At 58.5% G+C, this 18,113-nt stretch carries 18 protein-coding genes; 6 read left to right on the top strand and 12 right to left on the bottom strand.

Annotation, left to right across the window (positions count from 1 at the left end; translation table 11 throughout):
• Positions 1-4 precede the first annotated feature (4 nt).
• On the bottom strand, positions 5-1,714 hold the full coding sequence (locus tag ABLU80_RS08325) for a thiamine pyrophosphate-requiring protein (protein WP_348849890.1): 1,710 nt from the start codon (positions 1,712-1,714) through the stop codon (positions 5-7).
• A 35-nt stretch (positions 1,715-1,749) separates the two neighbouring features.
• Positions 1,750-2,691, bottom strand: coding sequence for an AEC family transporter (locus ABLU80_RS08320; RefSeq protein WP_015370011.1), 942 nt, complete (start codon positions 2,689-2,691; stop codon positions 1,750-1,752).
• A 183-nt stretch (positions 2,692-2,874) separates the two neighbouring features.
• Here ABLU80_RS08320 and ABLU80_RS08315 point away from each other — a divergent pair, with 183 nt between their 5' ends.
• Together ABLU80_RS08315 and ABLU80_RS08310 are read left to right on the top strand one after the other, a co-directional pair.
• On the top strand, positions 2,875-3,762 hold the full coding sequence (locus ABLU80_RS08315; RefSeq protein ID WP_015370012.1) for a LysR family transcriptional regulator: 888 nt from the start codon (positions 2,875-2,877) through the stop codon (positions 3,760-3,762).
• 60 nt (positions 3,763-3,822) lie between these two features.
• On the top strand, positions 3,823-4,164 hold the full coding sequence (locus tag ABLU80_RS08310; RefSeq protein WP_042895283.1) for a nitrous oxide-stimulated promoter family protein: 342 nt from the start codon (positions 3,823-3,825) through the stop codon (positions 4,162-4,164).
• Positions 4,165-4,328: 164 nt separating this feature from the next.
• On the opposite strand, the gene ABLU80_RS08305 is transcribed toward ABLU80_RS08310, so the two are convergent.
• The 10 genes from ABLU80_RS08305 to hypA all read right to left on the bottom strand — a co-directional run bounded on the left by ABLU80_RS08305 (position 4,329) and on the right by hypA (position 13,995).
• Positions 4,329-5,183 (bottom strand): metal ABC transporter permease, encoded by an 855-nt coding sequence (locus tag ABLU80_RS08305; RefSeq protein ID WP_213193807.1) that lies wholly within the window; start codon positions 5,181-5,183, stop codon positions 4,329-4,331.
• On the bottom strand, positions 5,177-6,025 hold the full coding sequence (gene sitC / locus ABLU80_RS08300) for an iron/manganese ABC transporter permease subunit SitC (RefSeq protein ID WP_348849889.1): 849 nt from the start codon (positions 6,023-6,025) through the stop codon (positions 5,177-5,179). The genes ABLU80_RS08305 and sitC overlap by 7 nt, the downstream gene beginning before the upstream one ends.
• Positions 6,022-6,843, bottom strand: a complete 822-nt coding sequence (locus ABLU80_RS08295; RefSeq protein ID WP_015703269.1) for a manganese/iron ABC transporter ATP-binding protein — start codon at positions 6,841-6,843, stop codon at positions 6,022-6,024. Before ABLU80_RS08295 ends, sitC begins: the two co-directional genes overlap by 4 nt.
• On the bottom strand, positions 6,840-7,757 hold the full coding sequence (locus ABLU80_RS08290; protein ID WP_348849888.1) for a metal ABC transporter substrate-binding protein: 918 nt from the start codon (positions 7,755-7,757) through the stop codon (positions 6,840-6,842). Before ABLU80_RS08290 ends, ABLU80_RS08295 begins: the two co-directional genes overlap by 4 nt.
• Before the next feature lie 411 nt (positions 7,758-8,168).
• Complete coding sequence (gene flhA, locus ABLU80_RS08285) at positions 8,169-10,241, bottom strand: formate hydrogenlyase transcriptional activator FlhA (protein ID WP_032708978.1); 2,073 nt, start codon at positions 10,239-10,241, stop codon at positions 8,169-8,171.
• Positions 10,242-10,380: 139 nt separating this feature from the next.
• Positions 10,381-11,391 carry a hydrogenase expression/formation protein HypE gene (gene hypE / locus ABLU80_RS08280; RefSeq protein WP_348849887.1) on the bottom strand — a complete coding sequence of 337 codons (1,011 nt, stop codon included), beginning with the start codon at positions 11,389-11,391 and terminating at the stop codon, positions 10,381-10,383.
• The gene (gene hypD / locus ABLU80_RS08275; protein ID WP_015370020.1) at positions 11,388-12,509 is read right to left on the bottom strand and encodes a hydrogenase formation protein HypD; all 1,122 of its coding nucleotides are present in this window, start codon (positions 12,507-12,509) and stop codon (positions 11,388-11,390) included. The genes hypE and hypD overlap by 4 nt, the downstream gene beginning before the upstream one ends.
• Positions 12,509-12,781: a HypC/HybG/HupF family hydrogenase formation chaperone gene (locus ABLU80_RS08270; RefSeq protein ID WP_015703264.1), complete on the bottom strand. Its 273-nt coding sequence runs from the start codon at positions 12,779-12,781 to the stop codon at positions 12,509-12,511. The genes hypD and ABLU80_RS08270 overlap by 1 nt, the downstream gene beginning before the upstream one ends.
• Positions 12,772-13,644, bottom strand: coding sequence for a hydrogenase nickel incorporation protein HypB (gene hypB / locus ABLU80_RS08265; protein ID WP_348849886.1), 873 nt, complete (start codon positions 13,642-13,644; stop codon positions 12,772-12,774). Before hypB ends, ABLU80_RS08270 begins: the two co-directional genes overlap by 10 nt.
• A gap of 6 nt (positions 13,645-13,650) precedes the next feature.
• On the bottom strand, positions 13,651-13,995 hold the full coding sequence (gene hypA, locus ABLU80_RS08260; protein ID WP_015370023.1) for a hydrogenase maturation nickel metallochaperone HypA: 345 nt from the start codon (positions 13,993-13,995) through the stop codon (positions 13,651-13,653).
• Positions 13,996-14,207: 212 nt separating this feature from the next.
• On the opposite strand from hypA, the gene hycA reads away from it, so the two are divergent.
• The 4 genes from hycA to ABLU80_RS08240 all read left to right on the top strand — a co-directional run bounded on the left by hycA (position 14,208) and on the right by ABLU80_RS08240 (position 18,097).
• Positions 14,208-14,657 carry a formate hydrogenlyase regulator HycA gene (hycA, locus tag ABLU80_RS08255; protein WP_015370024.1) on the top strand — a complete coding sequence of 150 codons (450 nt, stop codon included), beginning with the start codon at positions 14,208-14,210 and terminating at the stop codon, positions 14,655-14,657.
• 82 nt (positions 14,658-14,739) lie between these two features.
• Positions 14,740-15,348 (top strand): 4Fe-4S dicluster domain-containing protein, encoded by a 609-nt coding sequence (locus ABLU80_RS08250; RefSeq protein WP_015370025.1) that lies wholly within the window; start codon positions 14,740-14,742, stop codon positions 15,346-15,348.
• Entirely contained in the window at positions 15,345-17,171 is a 1,827-nt protein-coding gene (gene hycC / locus ABLU80_RS08245; protein ID WP_032712401.1) for a formate hydrogenlyase subunit 3, read from the top strand. Before ABLU80_RS08250 ends, hycC begins: the two co-directional genes overlap by 4 nt.
• 2 nt (positions 17,172-17,173) lie before the next feature.
• Positions 17,174-18,097 (top strand): respiratory chain complex I subunit 1 family protein, encoded by a 924-nt coding sequence (locus ABLU80_RS08240; RefSeq protein ID WP_042895019.1) that lies wholly within the window; start codon positions 17,174-17,176, stop codon positions 18,095-18,097.
• Positions 18,098-18,113: the final 16 nt, after the last annotated feature.

Below are 18,113 nucleotides of genomic sequence, written 5' to 3'. Positions count from 1 at the left end.
GTGATTAACGTCCTAGTTCAACGTTGACCAGTACGCTTTGTCGGCGAGTGCGAATAATAGCGACCGCCTCTTCCAGTACCCCGGGGAGATCTTCCGCCAGCGAAACCGTCAGCGCAGCCGCGCGGCTGGAGGCGGCGAGCGCGGTGAAATCTGGCGACGACGAAAACGCGGTGGCCGGGATAGCGTTCATCTTAGCAGCATAGCCGTCGGGATAGAGCGCCCGGGTGCCGCCCGCCACCGCTCCCCAGCCGCCATTGTTGCCGACCACCACCAACACGGGAAGCTTCATCACTTCCGCGATGTGATGACACACCGCCGGATTGGCAAAGAGATAGGAGCCGTCGCCCACGGCGGCGATGATAAGCTCACCCCGCCGGGCGAGCTGCAGCCCTAAGGCGATGGGCAACGCTTCACCCAGACCGCCCGCCAGCGCTTCCTGATAATAACTGTCCGCCTGAGTCAGGCCGGTGAACTGCGGCATTGTTGTCAGTTCAGAGACGATCTTCCCCTGATGTTGATTGGCAAGCTGACCCAGACAGTAACTCAGCCAGGGTTTGCCAATTGCCCCTTTTTGGTTGGTGTGGAGGAGGGCTTCACGTTGGTTCTTCGCGTGTTGTATCAGATTAAGCACATGCTTTTCACGTTCAGCCACCTGCCGTTGCTTCGCCGCCACAAGCGGCTGGAGCGCCTCTTGTAAAAGTTCGAATACCTCGTCGGTTTCTCCGGCCAGGTTAATATCGGCGCGATAACCGCGGACGGGGTAGCGGGAAAAAAGCGGATCGGGGCCGATCTGGATCACCTTACAGCTGTCGTTGCAGCGGCTTTCTTCGATGATCCACGGGGCCTGCGAGTCGATAACGATGATGACGTCGGCGGCAGAAAGCCAGCCTTCGGGATCGCTGCCTGCCAGCATAGGATTGTCGCTGCCGAGGGTGACTTCAGTGCCCCAGTATTCCACCACCGGAATGGCCCACTCCTTAACCAGGGTATTGAGCCGCGCAAAGCCACCAGACGTTCTTGCGCCGCGCTGGGCGAAGATGACCGGCTGTCTGGCATTGGCTATCGCATCGGCGGCGCTGGCAATATCCGCCCGCGTTGGCGCATAGCGGACCGGCTGCTGGGTGGGGGAGGCATAAAGCGCTTGTTCATCGATGGTGAACGTTTCGCATAGCGGCTCGCGGGGCAGGCTCAAATACACCGGCCCCTTTGGCAATGAACGGGCTATCGCCCATGCTCTGTCAACATGCTCGCCGATCTGATCGGCAATGCGTAATTCAAAGTCCCATTTCACCGACTCGCGAATGAGCGCCGCCTGATCGCGCATCTCCTGGCCGTAGCCAATCGGCGTGTTGCGACAACCAAAGTGTGAATGCTCGCTAATCGGCGTGCGTCCGCCAAAAATCAGCACCGGAATATTGCTGTTGGCCAGATTGATGACGCCGCAGGCGGCATTGGCCAGGCCTACGTTAGTGTGAACCATGACGGCCTGCACTTTCCCGCTCCCGAGATAATAGCCATGGGCCATGCCAATAGCGGCGTTCTCGTGGGGACATATCACCAGCTCCGGTACCTGTTGTCCCGTGGCGCGCATTTTGGCCCACGCTTCAATAACCGGGGGATAATCGGTACCCGAATTAATAAAAATATAGGCCACGTCGAGGGCCTGAAGCCGGTGCAGTAATAATTCAGCGGCCGATACAGTGATAGAAGTCATATTCTCTCCGGATTAACGCGATGTTATCGCCGTGATTAAAAGGTCAGGAAAATAAATGCGCCCATCGTAATGATGGAAGTAATAATACTTAGCGCCATGGTCGAGGCCATTTCTTGCTCGCCGGACTTATATTGCATAGCAATAATAATGGCGATCGAGCCCACAGGAATCGCCATCGTTAATACCACTTGTTTTATTTGCTCCATGCTGAAACCCATTTTTAACAAAATGAGGTAGCAGGCGCCGGGCACCAGAATATTACGGGCGATGACGGTAATAATGGTGGCGGAGGTGATGACAATGCTGCGAGTATAGAGCACGATGCCTGCGGCAAACAGCGCCAGTCCGCCGGAGGCCTTACCCAGCAGACCTAGCGACATTGATACGGTTTCTGGAATATGAATATCCATTAATACTAATATCAGCGCGACAACCGGCGACCATACAACCGGCTGCTTGATGGCGTTGATGACCCGCGTGGCAAAAGAGATATTCTGGCTTTTATCCCCCGTTGCAACGGACATCAGAATCATCACCAGCGGGAGCTGGAAGACATTTTGCGTAATACTGGAAACAGTAATGAGTGAGGCGCTGACGGTACCGAATAAAAAAGCCAGTACCGAGGTGCCAATGAAGGGAACGGCCGGCGAGCCGATGGCCAGAGCCTGTAGGGTACTGAGCGCCAGGGAGCGTTTACAGATATAACGGGCGATAGCTAAGGGAATAAGGAAACTCAGAATTAGCGCCAGGATAATGGCGATAGCGACCGGCCCCATGCTCATCACGATATGCCGCGGCGTCATGACCATATTACTGAAAATACTCAGCGGTAAAGCATACAGCATCACAATTTTATTAATATCACCAGCCTGCTGCCAGTTGAAGTCTTTGCGTTTACCGCTGATATAGCCAATGAGAACGGTAATGATAACGGGTAAAATAGCGCCGAGGATTAATAGAATGTTGTTCTGTGTCATAGTGATTTATTCTCATTATAAATTATCGTTAGGGTCAGGGTGTTGATCTATAAATATTGAGAGTGTTTCCCACGGAAATGCGCCGCTGTTGCACTTTTCTTTTTTTTCGTTGCTTACTGCATTCTTGACGCAAAAAGAAGCGCCAGGGAAATGTAAAAATAATTCGTTCAATGAGTAATTGTCATGGCTATGAAAATTAAACAGATACAAGCCTTTCTTACCGTCGCCAGCGAAGGAAATTTAACCCTGGCTGCGGAGAAAATGGGGATTACGCAATCCGGGCTCAGCCGATTATTGCTGACCCTGGAGGAGGATCTGAATGCCACCTTATTTGAACGACATAAGCATGGAATGGCGTTAAGTGAGTATGGCAGCGCGTTTTTACCCTATGCCATGACAATGTTGAACACGGAGAACAAGGCCAGAGAGGAAATGGCGCTGATCCGCGGGGCGGGCAAGGGGATTTTGAGAATCGGCTGCGTATCCAGTCTGTTAACCAGCCATTTTATTGATAAATTAGCCGCCTTTCATAAACGCCATCCCCAGATACACATCAAAATATTCGACCGCATTGACTCAGAGTTGTTTAAGTTGCTGCTGATGCATGAAATTGATATCGCCCTCTGCGGGCCTTTACCGCACGACGATAAAATCGTAGTTCGTGGAAAAATTAACTGGCAGGATCGTATTTGTATCATTTCAAGGCCAGGCCATCCGCTGCAAAAAGAAAAACGTCTGTCGCTTGCGGCGATGCTCGACTATCCATGGATCATGCCGCCGCCGTTAAGCACGCCGATGCTTATCCTCGAAGATATTTTTCGCTCGCATCAGCTGCCCTGTCCGGTTCCGATTATCGAGTGCGCTTCATCCGCAGCGATAAAATCCTTTATCGCTGAGAGCGATCTTTTAACGTCAATGCCCGCCCCCGTCTATCGACTGGAAGAGAAGCTTGGATTGTTGCGCCCGCTGGAAGCGGAAGGCAGCGTGTTTGTCAGAGATTTCTATGCCTGGAGCCATTTTGGTGTGTTATCCGGAGCCGCGCTGCAGTTAATCCAGCATCTGAAGCAGTGAGATGCCCTGACAGAGACAAAGGTGTATAATCAATGCATCTTATTGGCTTGAGGCTGTGATATGGGCAAACGCATCGAACGTGAAAAAAAGACTATCAGCTGTATGATTCGGCTGTATCAACGCCGCTGCCCGGACGCCCGTGACGAAGGTGAGCATTACCGGGCGCTCAATACCTACGCCGACAAGCGGCTGGATAAGTGCGTATTTGGCGAAGAGAAGCCGGCCTGTAAACAGTGTCCGGTACACTGCTATCAGCCGGCGAAGCGGGAAGAGATGAAGCAGATCATGCGCTGGGCCGGGCCGCGGATGCTCTGGCGCCACCCGATTCTGACCATTCGTCACCTGATTGACGACAGGCGGCCGGTGCCGGAGCTGCCGGAAAAATACCGGCCGAAAAAATAGCGGCCTTTCCACGGTTTGCGCTGCGCTTCGCCGCCACCGGGATCGCGGTTGAAGGATCGTAGGTCGGATAAGCGTAGCGCCATCCGACAATTCTCCCTGCTCGCGCTGCGCTTAGCAGGGCTACAGCTCCTGGCATTCGCGTTTTTTGTCGCCCCGCTAAGGCGTTAACCGCCACCGGGGAGCGTTGCTGACGCCCTCTGTTTCTGACCGTCACGGACCGTACTGGCGACAAAGGCCAGCACGAACAGCGCGGTAAATAGCACCACGATGGTTGGCGCCGGCGCGCTATCGAGATAAAACGACAGCCAGACGCCCGCCAGCGAACAGCCCACGGCGATTACCGTTGCCAGCAATAATGCGCTGACAAAGCGCCGCGTCAGCAGCAGGGCGATAGCGCCGGGTGCTATCAGCAGCGAAATCGACAGAATAATCCCCACCGACTTTAACGTCGCGACGATAGTCAGCGCGATCATGCACAGCAGACCATAATGCAGCAGCCCGCAGCGCAGGCCGCTGGCTTTGGCCTGATTGGGATCAAAGGCGTGCAGTAAAAAATCGCGCCACTTTAGCCCGATAATCAGCGCAATCACCAGCGCAATCACCGCCGTTTGCCCGATATCGCTGGCGGATATCCCCAGCATATCGCCAAACAGAATATGGTCGAGATGGACCTCGGATTGAATCGCCACGTACAGCACCAGCCCGGCGCCGAACATCCCCGAGAAGACGATCCCCATAATGGTATCGCGCTTGATGCGGCTGTTATCGTCGAGAAAACCGGTGGCGACGGCGCAGAATAAGCCGGCAATAAACGCGCCGATGGCGAAGGGGATACCGATAATGTAGGCCACCACCACGCCGGGAAACACCGCGTGGCTCATGGCATCACCCATCAGCGCCCAGCCTTTTAACACCAGAAATACCGACAGCAGCGCGCAGGGGACGGCGACGATCGTCGCCACCAGCATCGCGTTGACCATAAACGGGAACTGTAATGGTTCAAGGAGCATCGTTAGCATGAGGCCTCCCTGGCGCGGCGGCGGTTAGCCAGCAGGCCGTGCTTCGGCGCGAAGACAAAGGTGGCTAAGAACAGCAGCGTCTGCGCCACCACGATGATGCCGCCGGTGGCGCCATCAAGATAGTAGCTCAGCCACGCGCCGAAGAAGCTGGTCAGGCTGCCGATAGCGACGGCAATGGCCAGCAGACGCGGGAAGCGATCGGTTAACAGCCAGGCGGTGGCGCCGGGCGTCACGACCAGACAGATGACCAGAAACGCGCCGACGGTTTGCAACGCCGCCACGGTGCAGGCGGCCAGCAGAGTGAAGAACAGCAGCTTCAGGCCGCTGGTGTTAAGGCCAATCGAGCGGGCATGGTTCTCATCGAAGAAGGTGACCATCAGGTCTTTCCACTTCAGCAACAGGATCGCCATCGAAATAAAGCCAATCGCCGCCAGTTGGATAATATCCTCCGGAGCGATGGCGAGAATATTGCCGAGAATAATGGTTTGAATGTTCACCGAGGTCGGATTCAGCGACACCATAAACAGACCGATGCCGAAAAACGAGGAGAAAATCAGCCCGATGATGGCGTCCTCTTTAAGCCGCGAACGCTGGTTAAGAAACAGCATGCCGCCTGCCGCCAGGCCGCCGGAGAGAAACGCGCCCAGCGCAAAGGGCAGGCCAAGCATATAAGCGCCGGCGACGCCGGGAACGATCGAGTGGGAGAGGGCGTCGCCAATCAGCGACCAGCCTTTGAGCATCAGGTAGCAGGAGAGAAAGGCGCAGACGCCGCCGACTAATGCCGAGACCCACATCGCGTTGAGCATGTATTGATAGCCAAACGGCTCCAGCAGCCAGCTCATCGTTGGCCCCCCGCCGCGCGATGGCTGATAAACGGCCGCTCATCGTCGGTGATAATACGCTCTTCCGCGCCGGTTAGCGTGACGTGACGCAACACGCCGCTGAAGGCCAGCTCCAGGTTCTCGGCGGTGAAGGTGGTCTCCGTCGGGCCGCTGGCCAGCACGGTGCCTTTCACCATCACCGTGTAATCGCAAAATTCGCTGACTGAACCGAGGTTATGGGTAGAAACCAACATGGTACAGCCTTCGTCGCGCAGTTCTCGCAGCAGGGCAATGATCCGCGCCTCGGTCTGCACATCGACGCCGGTAAACGGCTCATCGAGCAGGATCACTTTGCCTTCCTGAGCAATGGCGCGGGCGAGGAACACGCGCTTTTTCTGCCCGCCGGAGAGCTCGCCAATTTGCCTTTTGCGGTATTCGCTCATCCCTACGCGGGCCAGCGCGTCATCGACAATCTGCCGGTCGCGGGGCTTCGCCCGCCGCAGCCAGCCCATATGACCATAGCGGCCCATCATCACTACATCTTCCACCAGCACCGGAAAAGACCAGTCCACCTCTTCCGATTGCGGTACGTAGGCAACAAGATTTTGCCGAAGCGCGCGGTTGACCGGCTGGCCGAGAATGGCGATATCGCCGTGGCCGACGCGCACGAAGCCCATCAGCGCTTTGAACAACGTCGATTTACCGGAGCCGTTGACCCCCACCAGCGCGGCAATCGATCCGCGCGGTACGCTGAACGAGGCATCGCGCAGGGCGGTGTGGCCGTTGCGATAGGTCACTGTGACCTGGTCGACGATAAGACCCGCTTGCGGCGCAATCATGACTGTTTCCTCAGGCCATCGTTGATCCCTTTGACGATGGTTTCGGTGGTGACGCGCAGCAGGTCAAGATAGGTCGGCACCGGGCCGTCGGCGGCGCTTAGCGAGTCAACATACAGTACGCCGCCATAGTGGGCGCCGGCTTCACGGGCGACCTGTCGCGCCGGTTTGTCGGAGATGGTGCTTTCACTGAAGATGGTCGGGATATGCTCCTTCTTCATGGTGTCGATGGTTTTACGCACCTGCTGCGGCGTGCCCTGCTGGTCGGCGTTAATCGGCCACAGATAACGCTCCTGCAGGCCGTTATCGCGCGCCAGATAGGAGAATGCGCCTTCGCTGGTGACCAGCCAGCGTTTGTCCGCCGGCAATTTCGCCAGTTCGGCCTTCAGCGGCGCCATGGTCTGGCGGATCTTCTCTTTGTAGGCCTCGGCGTTACGGCGATAGGTTTCGGCATTGACGGGATCGTATTTCACCAGCGCATCGCGAATGTTATCGACGTAGATCAGCGCATTATCCGCCGACATCCACGCGTGTGGGTTGGGTTTGCCGTTGTAGGGGCCATCGCTGATACCCATCGGCTGAATACCGTTGCTGACCACGACTTCCGGTACGCCGTTCAGGTGCTGATAAAAACGGGCGAACCACAGTTCGAGGTTGAGACCGTTGGCGAGAATAAGCTTCGCCCCCTGCGCGCGTTTGATATCGCCCGGGGTCGGTTGATATTCGTGAATTTCCGCGCCCGGCTTGGTGATTGAGCTGACATCGGCGGCGTCGCCGGCGACGTTCTGCGCCATATCGGCGATCACGGTGAAGGTGGTAATGACTTTAAATTTTTCTTGCGCCTGAGCGGGGGCGATGGCAAGCAGCGCTAATGCGGCGGAGAACAACAGGCACTTGAACGGCGGCAGATGCGTCATAGGATCCCTCACGGTATTGCGATTAATTAATCATCGTTTATAGCCTTTGCTATGTTATATAGCACAAGCTATTTATAAATGAAAATAATTCTTATTTAGATGTTGGGGTAATGATTAGGCTGAGAAGGGATTGGGGAGGGAGGGGTAATCCGGATTCGGTCCGGTAATTGATGGGGCGCCGCGTTATTTTGTCGGATGGCGCTACGCTTATCCGACCTACGGTTCATGTGCGATTTGGTAGCCCCGGTAAGCGTAAGCGCCACCGGGGAGAGCGCAAGCTGTTGTGCCGTTATTTTGTCGGATGGCGCTACGCTTATCCGACCTACGGTCCCGCGCGATTTGGTAGCCCGGAGAAGGCGCAATGCGCCGCCTCCGGGAGAATCCCCACGCTATGAGAGACATATCGCCGGGCTAGACTAACCGATCCTTATTAATGCCTAAACGCTTCATGCGCGACAGCAGCGTCGTGCGCTTGAGCCCCAGGCGCTGGGCGGCGCCTTTTGGCCCGGCCACCACGCCGTTGCTCTCTTTCAGTACCCGGACGATCAGCTGATATTCATCTTCGCCTTCCTCCGGCAGCACTTCCGGCGCCAGCGTCTCCTGTTCAATATGCATTTCCGGCAGCGACAGTTGCAGTACGTTGCCGCGGGTCAACAACACCGCGCGCTCGACGACGTTTTCCAGCTCGCGCACGTTGCCCGGCCACTCCATGCGCGAAAGCGTGCGCAGGGTCTCCGCAGGAATACTGTCGATGTTGCGCCCCAGACGGCGGGCGATTTTGAAAGTGAATGCTTTCACCAGCAGTGGAATATCATCCGGGCGTTCGCGCAGCGGCGGCAGGTGGATCGGGAACACATTGAGCCGATAGTAAAGATCGCTGCGGAATTCACGATCGATAACCATCTGTTTGAGATCGCGGTTGGTGGCGGCGATCAGCCGTACATCGGTCTGAATCAGTTTATTGCTGCCCAGACGTTCGAATTCCTGCTCCTGGAGAACGCGCAGCAGCTTCGGCTGCAGTTCCAGCGGCATATCGCCGACCTCATCGAGGAACAGCGAGCTTTTGTCCGCTAGTTCGAAACGGCCGATGCGCTGGGCGCTGGCGCCGGTAAAAGCGCCGCGCTCGTGGCCGAACAGATCGCTTTCCAGCAGGCCCGCGGGCATCGCCGCGCAGTTCATTTTCACCATCCGTCGGCCGTTGCGCCCGCTCAGGTTATGAATAGCGCGGGCAATCAGTTCCTTACCGGTGCCGGTTTCACCGAGGATCAGCACCGTACTGTCGCTCTGCGCCACCATCTCCACCTGTTTAAGCACGCTGTGCATCGCTTCGCTGCGACCGATGATTTCGCCGAACTCGCTTTCGACGTTGTTGAGCTGTTCGGTGAGCGCCAGGTTTTCATCCACCAGCCGTTCTTTCAGACGCTGGATCTCGCGGTAGGCGAGGGCATTATCGATAGCTATCGATACGCGCTCGGCGATTTGCCGCAGCAGTTTAAGGTTGGTGGTGGTAAATACTTGTTCATCGCACTGCGCCAGCTTAAGTACCCCGAGCAGCGTATTGCCGGACATGAGCGGCAACAGGCATAGGGTCTGGATCTGGTTATCCCACATCTCGAAGAGCATTTTCTCATACGGCGCCAGCGAGTCGTGCTCATGCAGATTGAGCAACAGCATCTCTTTGCTCTTAAACACCCGCTCGGTTAGCGTGCCGGCTTCATCGACTTCGCTTTGGTCGTGGACCGGATGGCTGGCGTCGAGATAGTGGGTGGAGTAGATATTGAGCTTGCCTTTGCGGTTGCTGCGCAGCACCACGCTGATGGCGTCGATGCGGAAATAGCGGTGGATCTCTTTCGCCACCTCGCTGACCAGCTCGTCAATATCGAGGCGCGACAGGACGGCGTTGGTGATGGCCACCAGGATGCGGAAGTTATCGCGCTCGTGGCACAGCAGGTCGTAATCGACGTTGTTGCTGACCCGGTTTTGGATCTGCTCGGTGACGACGGCGACAATCTGCGCGAAAGTATGCAGGCGCTGGTACTCTTTTTCGCTCCATGGCCGGTTGTCGTCGCGGATGAACTCACAACCGCCGAAGATGCGGCCTTCCGCCGCCAGCGGCAGCAGGCAGTAGTAGCCGAATTCCGGGTAAATGCCGCTGGCGGCCAGCTGCGGCCAGGTTTCGGCGAAGGTCACGTTGTCGCAATGTAGCGCGTCGGGGCGCGACAGCAGGCGGCGTACCGGGCCGTGCGCCAGTACGGTTTCATCTTCGTAGCTTGCCGGCTGCCCGGCGTCGTCGCAGGCGTACCTGGCGGCGCGATGGTTGCCGTGGTTCCACAAGATAATCGCCGCCCGGTCGGCAAGCGCGGATTGCTGCACCAGACGGGTTAGCGTTTCACTCAGCGCGGCCAGATCGGGCTGCTGTAATAAAATACGGGTGATATCAAACAGACCCTGCTGCCCGAGATCGCCCATTGGTGTATACGACATTGCTTAAGTCCAAAAAGCGCCGCAGCGCGGCGCAGAATAAAGAGATGAATCAAATAATAGTCTGTTAATAAAACAATTGTTGCCGCCGTTGAGGTCGCCCGGATAAGGCGAAAGCCACAATCCGGGGTGGGTTCAATGGTTAACAAATTCTCGGCAGCGGTTCGGCGTGGGGAAGATCGAGCGTACGTTTAACGCCATATAATCCTACGGAGCGTACGCCGGCGCGCTCGACAACGTCACCAATTATCGCGGCATTCTGTCCGAGCGGGTGAGACCGTAAATGCTCAAGTACGCGCGGCGCGGCTTCTCTGGCGACGGCAATCACCAGTTTACCTTCGTTGGCGAAATTCAGGGCGTCCAGCCCCAGCAGTTCGCAGACGCCGCGCACCGTATCGTTGACCGGCAGCTTCGCTTCATGTAATTCGATACCGCAGCCGCTGGCGGCGGCGAACTCGTGCGCCACCGCGTTGACGCCGCCGCGGGTGGCGTCGCGCAGCGCTTTGATGCCCGAAACCTCGCGCAGGATCTGGATAAGCGGCGTCAGCACCGCGCAGTCGCTGGATAACGCGCCGTCCAGCCCCAGTTGTTCGCGCAGGTTAAGAATGGTGGCGCCGTGATCGCCGAGCGTGCCGCTGACCAGCAGCACATCGCCGGCGCTAATCTGCTGCGCTCCCCAGTGAATATCGCCGGGGATGGCGCCAATACCGGCGGTATTGATGAATAATTTATCCGCTGCGCCGCGCGGCACCACTTTGGTATCGCCGGTCACAATGGCAATCCCGGCCTGCTGAGCGGTAGTTGCCATGCTGCGCACCACCGCTTCCAGCGTCGCCATCTCCAGCCCCTCTTCGAGGATAAACCCACAGGAGAGATAGCGTGGCACGGCGCCGCTGACCGCCACGTCGTTGGCGGTGCCGCAGACCGCCAGCTTGCCGATATCGCCGCCGGGGAAAAACAGCGGGTCAATAACGTAGCTGTCCGTTGAGAAGGCCAGCCGATCGCCCTGGGCGGCAAGCCCGGCGAGATCTAAACGCGCCTGATCTTCCTGTTCGGCCAGCCAGGGATTGGCGAAGGCCTGCATAAACAGCTCGCCAATGAGTTGCTGCATCGCCTGACCGCCGCTACCGTGAGCTAACTGAATGCTTTTCATGCTTTATTTTCCTGACTGCGATATTGATACCAGGCGGCGCAGGCGCCCTCTGAGGAGACCATCAGCGCGCCAAAGGCGCTCTGTGGATTGCAGACGCGGCCAAACAGCGGGCACTGGTGTGGTTTACAACGCCCGGTCAGCACTTCACCGCAGCGGGCGCGCGGGTCGTCGCAAACGCGCTGCGGCGCCGGGCGGAAATGGGCCTCGGCGTCAAAGCGTTGATAATCTGGCGTCAGGCAAACGCCGGAATCGTTGATCGTCCCCAGGCCGCGCCATTCGCTATCGCCGCTCAGGCAAAAGACTTCGGCGATTGCCGCCTGCGCCAGCGCGTTACCGGCATCCGGCACCACGCGACGGTACTGATTCTCTACCTGACTGCGCTGCGCTATTTTCTGCTCAACCAGCATGATCACGCCTTGCAGTAGATCAAGTGGTTCAAATCCAGCAACGACTAATGGCCGATGATAGTCGCTGGCGATGAAACCGTAGGCATCAGTACCAATCACCATACTGACGTGGCCGGGGGCGAGAAACGCATCGATACCGTTGTCCGGCTGGTCCAGCAGGCTGCGCAGCGTTGGCAGTAGGGTGATGTGCTGACAGAAAAAGTAGAAGTTGCCGACGTTGCGCTCGCGGGCCTGACGCAGCGTCAGCGCGGTGGCGGGCATGGTGGTTTCAAAACCGAGACCGAAAAACACCACCTCGCGCTGCGGATTCTGCTGCGCCAGCCGCAGGGCGTCCATCGGCGAGTAAACGATTCGCACATCGGCGCCGCGACTCTTCGCCTGCAGCAGCGACCCGTTTTTTCCCGGCACGCGCATCGCATCGCCAAAGGTGCAGAAAATCACTCCCGGACGGCTGGCTATCTCGATACACGCATCAATGCGGCCCATCGGCAGAACGCACACCGGGCAGCCGGGGCCGTGAATAAATTCAATATTGTTCGGTAATAGCTGGTCGAGGCCGAATTTGAAGATGGCGTGGGTATGGCCGCCGCAGACCTCCATCATCCGCAGCGGGCGGGCTTCACTGTAGTCCAGCAGCCGGGCGCGCTGCTGCAGATGTTCGACCAGCTGCAGCACCTGCTCCGGCGCGCGGTATTCATCAACAAAACGCATTATCGCTCCTCGCCGTACAGCAGCGCGCCGACGTCCGGTTCAACCTCGAACATGTTTTGCAGCGCCTCGAGGGTATCGCGCGCTTCGGCTTCGTTAATCACGCTCATGGCGAACCCGACGTGTACCAGCACCCACTGACCGATGCGCGGCTGGCCCTGCTCGTCGACGGCGCCGACCAGGGTCAGATCGACTTCGCGCTGAATGCCGCACACTTCCACCTTCGCCATCACCCCGTCAATCGTGCGAATTTGCCCCGGAATGCCTATGCACATCGCTGCGTCTCCAGCCAGTTAAGCCACTGGTCCATGCCTTCGCCGCTGGTGGCGGAGAGCAAAATAATCTCGATATGCGGATTCACTTCCCGCGCGCAGGTGAGGCACTTCTCGACGTCAAAGTTGAGGTACGGCAGCAGGTCGACTTTGTTGAGCAGCATCAGGCTCGCGGCGGCAAACATATGCGGATACTTCAGCGGTTTATCTTCTCCCTCGGTAACCGACAGCACCGCCACTTTATGACGTTCGCCAAGATCGAAGCTGGCCGGGCAGACGAGGTTACCGACGTTTTCGATAAACAGAATGCCGTTATCGCCAGCCGGCAGGCGCGCAGAGGCGTCGGCAATCATTTGCGCATCGAGATGGCAGCCCTTGCCGGTATTGACCTGAATCGCCGGCGTGCCGGTGGCGCGGATGCGCGCGGCATCGTTGACCGTCTGCTGATCGCCTTCAATGACCGCGCAGTCGACGATGCCCTTCAGGCGGGTCAGAGTTTCGGTGAGCAGGGTGGTTTTACCGGATCCGGGACTGGAGACCAGATTTAGCACCAGTTGGTTATTCGCCGCGAAGCGCGCGCGGTTGCGCGCCGCCAGGCGGTTGTTTTTATCCAGCACGTCGATTTCGACTTCCAGCATCCGCCGCTGGCTCTGGCCCGGCGCGTGGGTACCGGCTTCGCCGTGGCCGTAATGCAGATCGCCTTGCGCGCTGCGGGTCGGGGTGAAGTTATCGGTTTTTACGCCGGTGATGGTCATGGTCTGGCGCGGGGCGGGGGCGAAGGGGGCGCTGCGAAACGCCGAGTGCGGGTTATGTTCATCGCCTTCGATATAAAGGTTGCCTTCTCCGCAGCCGCATGTCGTACACATAATCTTTTACTCCAATTCTAAACGCTGAATCTGTAAGCCATCATCCGCCACGATCTGCAACTGGTCGTTATCGCAGTGCGGGCAGCGGCGGACGTGCTGAGAGACAAGATGCACATACTGCTGACAGCGTTCACACCAGCATTCGGCCTGTTGCTCGGCAATGTGCAGCGCGCAGCCTTCCGCCAGCGTGCCGCGGCACACCAGTTCAAAACAGAAGGTGAGGGCGCTGGCCTCCACGCAGGAAAACGCGCCAACCTTCAGCCACACGCCGGTGACCCGGCGCGCGCCGTTTTGCCGCGCCTGTTGCTCAATAATTTCCAGCGCCCGCTGGCTTAGCGTGATTTCGTGCATATTGGCCTCCGTTAATACTATGGCGGCTATATGCAATAACGATGCCAGGAGACCATAAACGGTGGGGGAACTGTCGATGACGACGACGTGCGGCTGTCATCGACATGTCGTGATGGTGCGTGGTTTTATAATAATTCCTTTAAATTCAAATAAATAAATTTTGGCATGGAAAATGCTTAACCGGTGCATCTCATGTAACGGGAGGATCCGGGATGACAATTTGGGAATTAAGTGAAAAGGCGGACTACATCGCCGATCGTCACCGCCAGCATCAGGAGCAGTGGCACACCTACTGCAACTCGCTGGTTCAGGGCATCACCCTGTCGAAAGCGCGTCTGCATCACGCGATGAGCTGCGCGCCGGACAAAGAGCTGTGCTTCGTGCTGTTCGGCCACTTTCAGGTATATGTCGCGCTGGCGGAAGGCTTTAACAGCCACACCATCGAATACTACGTAGAAAGCAAAAATGGCGATGACAAACGGCTGATCGCCCAGGCGACGCTGGATGCGGAAGGCGTAATTGACGGTCGCATCAGTAACCGTTCCCGCGAAGCGGTGCTAGAACACTACCTGGCGATCATCGCCACCGTCTATGACCGCCTGTATGAGGCCATGGAGCGCGACCAGCCGGTGGATTTAAGCCATCTGGCGCAGGTCCATTAATTATGAGGTGTCGACAAGTGTCGAAACCGACACCTGCGCGGCCTGATTTCGTCAAAAGTGACTTTCACCCGAGGATGACCCGGTGAACCGTTTTGTAATTGCTGATTCCAGCGTCTGTATCGGCTGCCGCACCTGCGAAGCCGCCTGTTCCGAGACGCACCGCCAGTATGGCCTGCAAAGTATGCCGCGCCTGCAGGTCATGCGTAATGAAAAAGAGTCTGCGCCGCAGATGTGCCACCACTGTGAAGACGCGCCTTGCGCCGCGGTGTGCCCGGTCAACGCCATTACTCGCGTTGACGGCGCGGTACAGCTGAATGAAAGCCTGTGCGTGAGCTGCAAACTGTGCGGCATCGCCTGCCCGTTCGGCGCGATTGAATTCTCCGGCAGCCGCCCGTTGGATATTCCCGCCAACGCTAACACGCCGATGGCGCCCGCCGCGCCGCCGGCTCCGGCCCGCGTCAGCTCGCTGCTCGATTGGGTGCCTGGCGTTCGCGCTATCGCCGTGAAATGCGACCTCTGCCACTTTGATGAGCAGGGCCCGGCCTGCGTGCGGACCTGTCCGACCAAAGCCTTAGTGCTGGTGGATATTCGCGACATTGCTAAGTCCAGCAAGCGTAAGCGCGAACTGACCTTTAATACCGACCTCGGCGATTTGTCGCTGTTTCAGGCGCAACAAGGAGGCGTGAAATGAGCGTGGTTGCATTAGTGAATCAGGCGGTTGCCTGGTATGCCGCCAGCGCGGTGCTGGCGTTTTTATTTAGTTTGCGTAAACCGCTGAGCGGCGCGATTGCCGGGATCGGCGGCGCGGTCGCCAGCGCGATGTTAATCGTCGCCGGCTTCTCGGCGCTGATCGCGCCGGAGCGGATCAACGGCGGCATGCTGCAGTATCTGCATCTGGCGATGCGGGTGGGCGGGATTAACGCTCTGTGGCTGCTGGCCATCGGCCTGTCGGCGCTGCCGATTTCGCTGTTTAACATTTCCTGGCATCGTCATCCGCAGGTCAAATCCAACGGCCTGCTGGTTAACCTGCTGCTGGCTGCCGCCACCTGCGCGGTGGTGGTGACTAACTTCGGCAGCCTGGTGGTGATGGCGGAAATCATGGCGCTGTGCGCCGCGTTCCTTACCGGCTGCGCGCAGTCCGGCAAACTGTGGTTTGCGCTGGGGCGTCTCGGTACCCTGCTGCTGGCGTGGACCTGCTGGCTGGTGTGGTCGTTCTACGGCACTCTCGATCTGGCGGCGATTAGCCAGTTGGCCGCTGGCGCGCCGCAGAACATGGCGCTGTGGCTGCCGGGTCTGCTCGGTTTTGCCCTGCTCGCCGGGGTGATCCCGCTGCACGGCTGGGCGCCGCAGGCGCATGCGGGCGCCAGCGCCCCGGCCGCCGCGCTGTTTTCTACAGTGGTGATGAAGGTCGGTCTGTACGGCATCCTGACCGTGTCGCTGGCCGGTAGCGTGCCACCGCTGTGGTGGGGCGTGCTGCTGCTGGTGTTGGGAATGATTACCGCCTTTATCGGCGGGCTGTACGCGCTGATGGAACATAATATCCAGCGCCTGCTGGCTTACCATACCCTGGAAAACATCGGCATTATTCTGCTTGGCCTCGGCGCGTTCGTCACCGGTATTGCTACCGGCAATAATGCGCTGATGGTGCTGGGCTTTATCGGCGGCATGTACCATCTGATCAACCACAGCCTGTTCAAAACCACGCTGTTCCTTGGCGCGGGGGCGGTGTGGTTCCGTACCGGTCATCGCGATATCGAGAAGCTGGGCGGCATCGGTAAAAAAATGCCGCTGATTTCACTCGCCATGCTGGTGGGGCTGATGGCGATGGCCGCGCTGCCGCCGCTGAACGGCTTTGCCGGTGAATGGGTTATCTATCAATCCTTCTTCAAGCTGAGCACCGGCGAGGTGTTTATCGGCCGTCTGCTGGGGCCGCTGCTGGCGGTTGGCCTGGCGATTACCGGGGCGCTGGCGGTGATGTGTATGGCCAAAGTCTACGGCGTCACCTTCCTCGGCGCGCCGCGCAGTAAAGAGGCGGAAAACGCCACCTGCGCGCCCTGGCTGATGACCTTAAGCGTGGTGCTGGCCGCCGCGTGCTGTGTCATCGGCGGCGTGGCGGCGCCATGGTTGTTGCCGCTGGTCGGCCACGTTATTCCGGTTCCTGCGCAGGCTACAAGCGTCGTGTCGCAGCCGCTGATCGCCATTCTGCTGATTGCCTGTCCGCTGCTGCCGTTCCTGCTGATGATCTTCTTCAAAGGCGACCGCCTGCCGGCGCGCTCGCGCGGCGCGGCGTGGGTCTGCGGCTACGACCATGAACAAGCGATGGTGGTCACCGCCCACGGCTTCGCCATGCCGGTGAAAGAAGCCTTTGCGCCGCTGCTGAAGCTGCGTCACTGGTTGAATCCGGTACGGCTGGTGCCCGGCTGGCAGAACGCCGCCGCGCCCGCCTTGCTGCGCAGCGTGGCGCTGATCGAACTGGCGGTACTGGTGGTGATTGTGATTTCGCGAGGAGCCTGAGAGTGAACCTATTCGTTGCATTAATACAGGCGCTGGTACTGTTTGCCGTCGCGCCGCTGCTGTCCGGCCTGACCCGCGTTGCCCGCGCGCGCCTGCATAACCGCCGCGGGCCGGGGGTACTGCAGGAGTATCGGGATATCCTGAAACTGCTGGGTCGCCAGAGCGTGGGCCCGGACGCTTCCGGCTGGGTATTCCGCCTGACGCCGTTTGTGATGGTTGGCGTGATGCTGACCATCGCCGCCGCGCTGCCGGTGGTGACCGTAGATTCACCGCTGCCGGGGCTGGGCGACCTGATTACGCTTATCTATCTGTTCGCCATCGCCCGCTTCTTCTTCGCCATTTCCGGCCTGGATACCGGCAGTCCGTTCACCGCCATCGGCAGCAGTCGTGAAGCGATGCTCGGCGTGCTGGTCGAACCGATCCTGCTGCTTGGGCTGTGGGTCGCGGCGCAGGTTGCCGGCTCCACCCATATTAGCGCGATTACCGATACCGTTTACCACTGGCCCGCCGAGCGCAGCATCCCGCTGATCCTGGCGCTGTGCGCCTGCGCTTTCGCCACCTTTATCGAAATGGGCAAGCTGCCGTTCGATTTAGCCGAGGCCGAACAGGAACTGCAGGAAGGGCCGCTTTCCGAGTACAGCGGCAGCGGTTTCGCGGTGCTGAAGTGGGGCATCAGCCTGAAACAGCTGGTGGTGCTGCAGATGTTCGTCGGCGTATTTATCCCGTGGGGACAGATGACCAGTTTTAGCGCGCCAGGCCTGCTGCTGGCGCTGGTGGTCGCCATCGTCAAGCTGGTGGCGGGAGTGCTGATTATCGCGCTGTTCGAAAACAGCATGGCGCGTCTGCGCTTTTGTGCCACCTCCCGCGTTACCTGGGCCGGGTTTGGTTTCGCCTTTTTAGCTTTCGTCTCCTTGCTGGTGGCGTGATTAAGAGAATTTGAGC

The sequence above is a fragment of the Klebsiella sp. CN_Kp104 genome (assembly GCF_040064515.1).
In the GTDB taxonomy this organism is placed as follows: Bacteria; Pseudomonadota; Gammaproteobacteria; order Enterobacterales; family Enterobacteriaceae; genus Klebsiella; species Klebsiella aerogenes.
The sequence above is the reverse complement of the archived record's forward strand: the minus strand, read 5'-3'. Positions and strand labels throughout refer to the sequence as shown.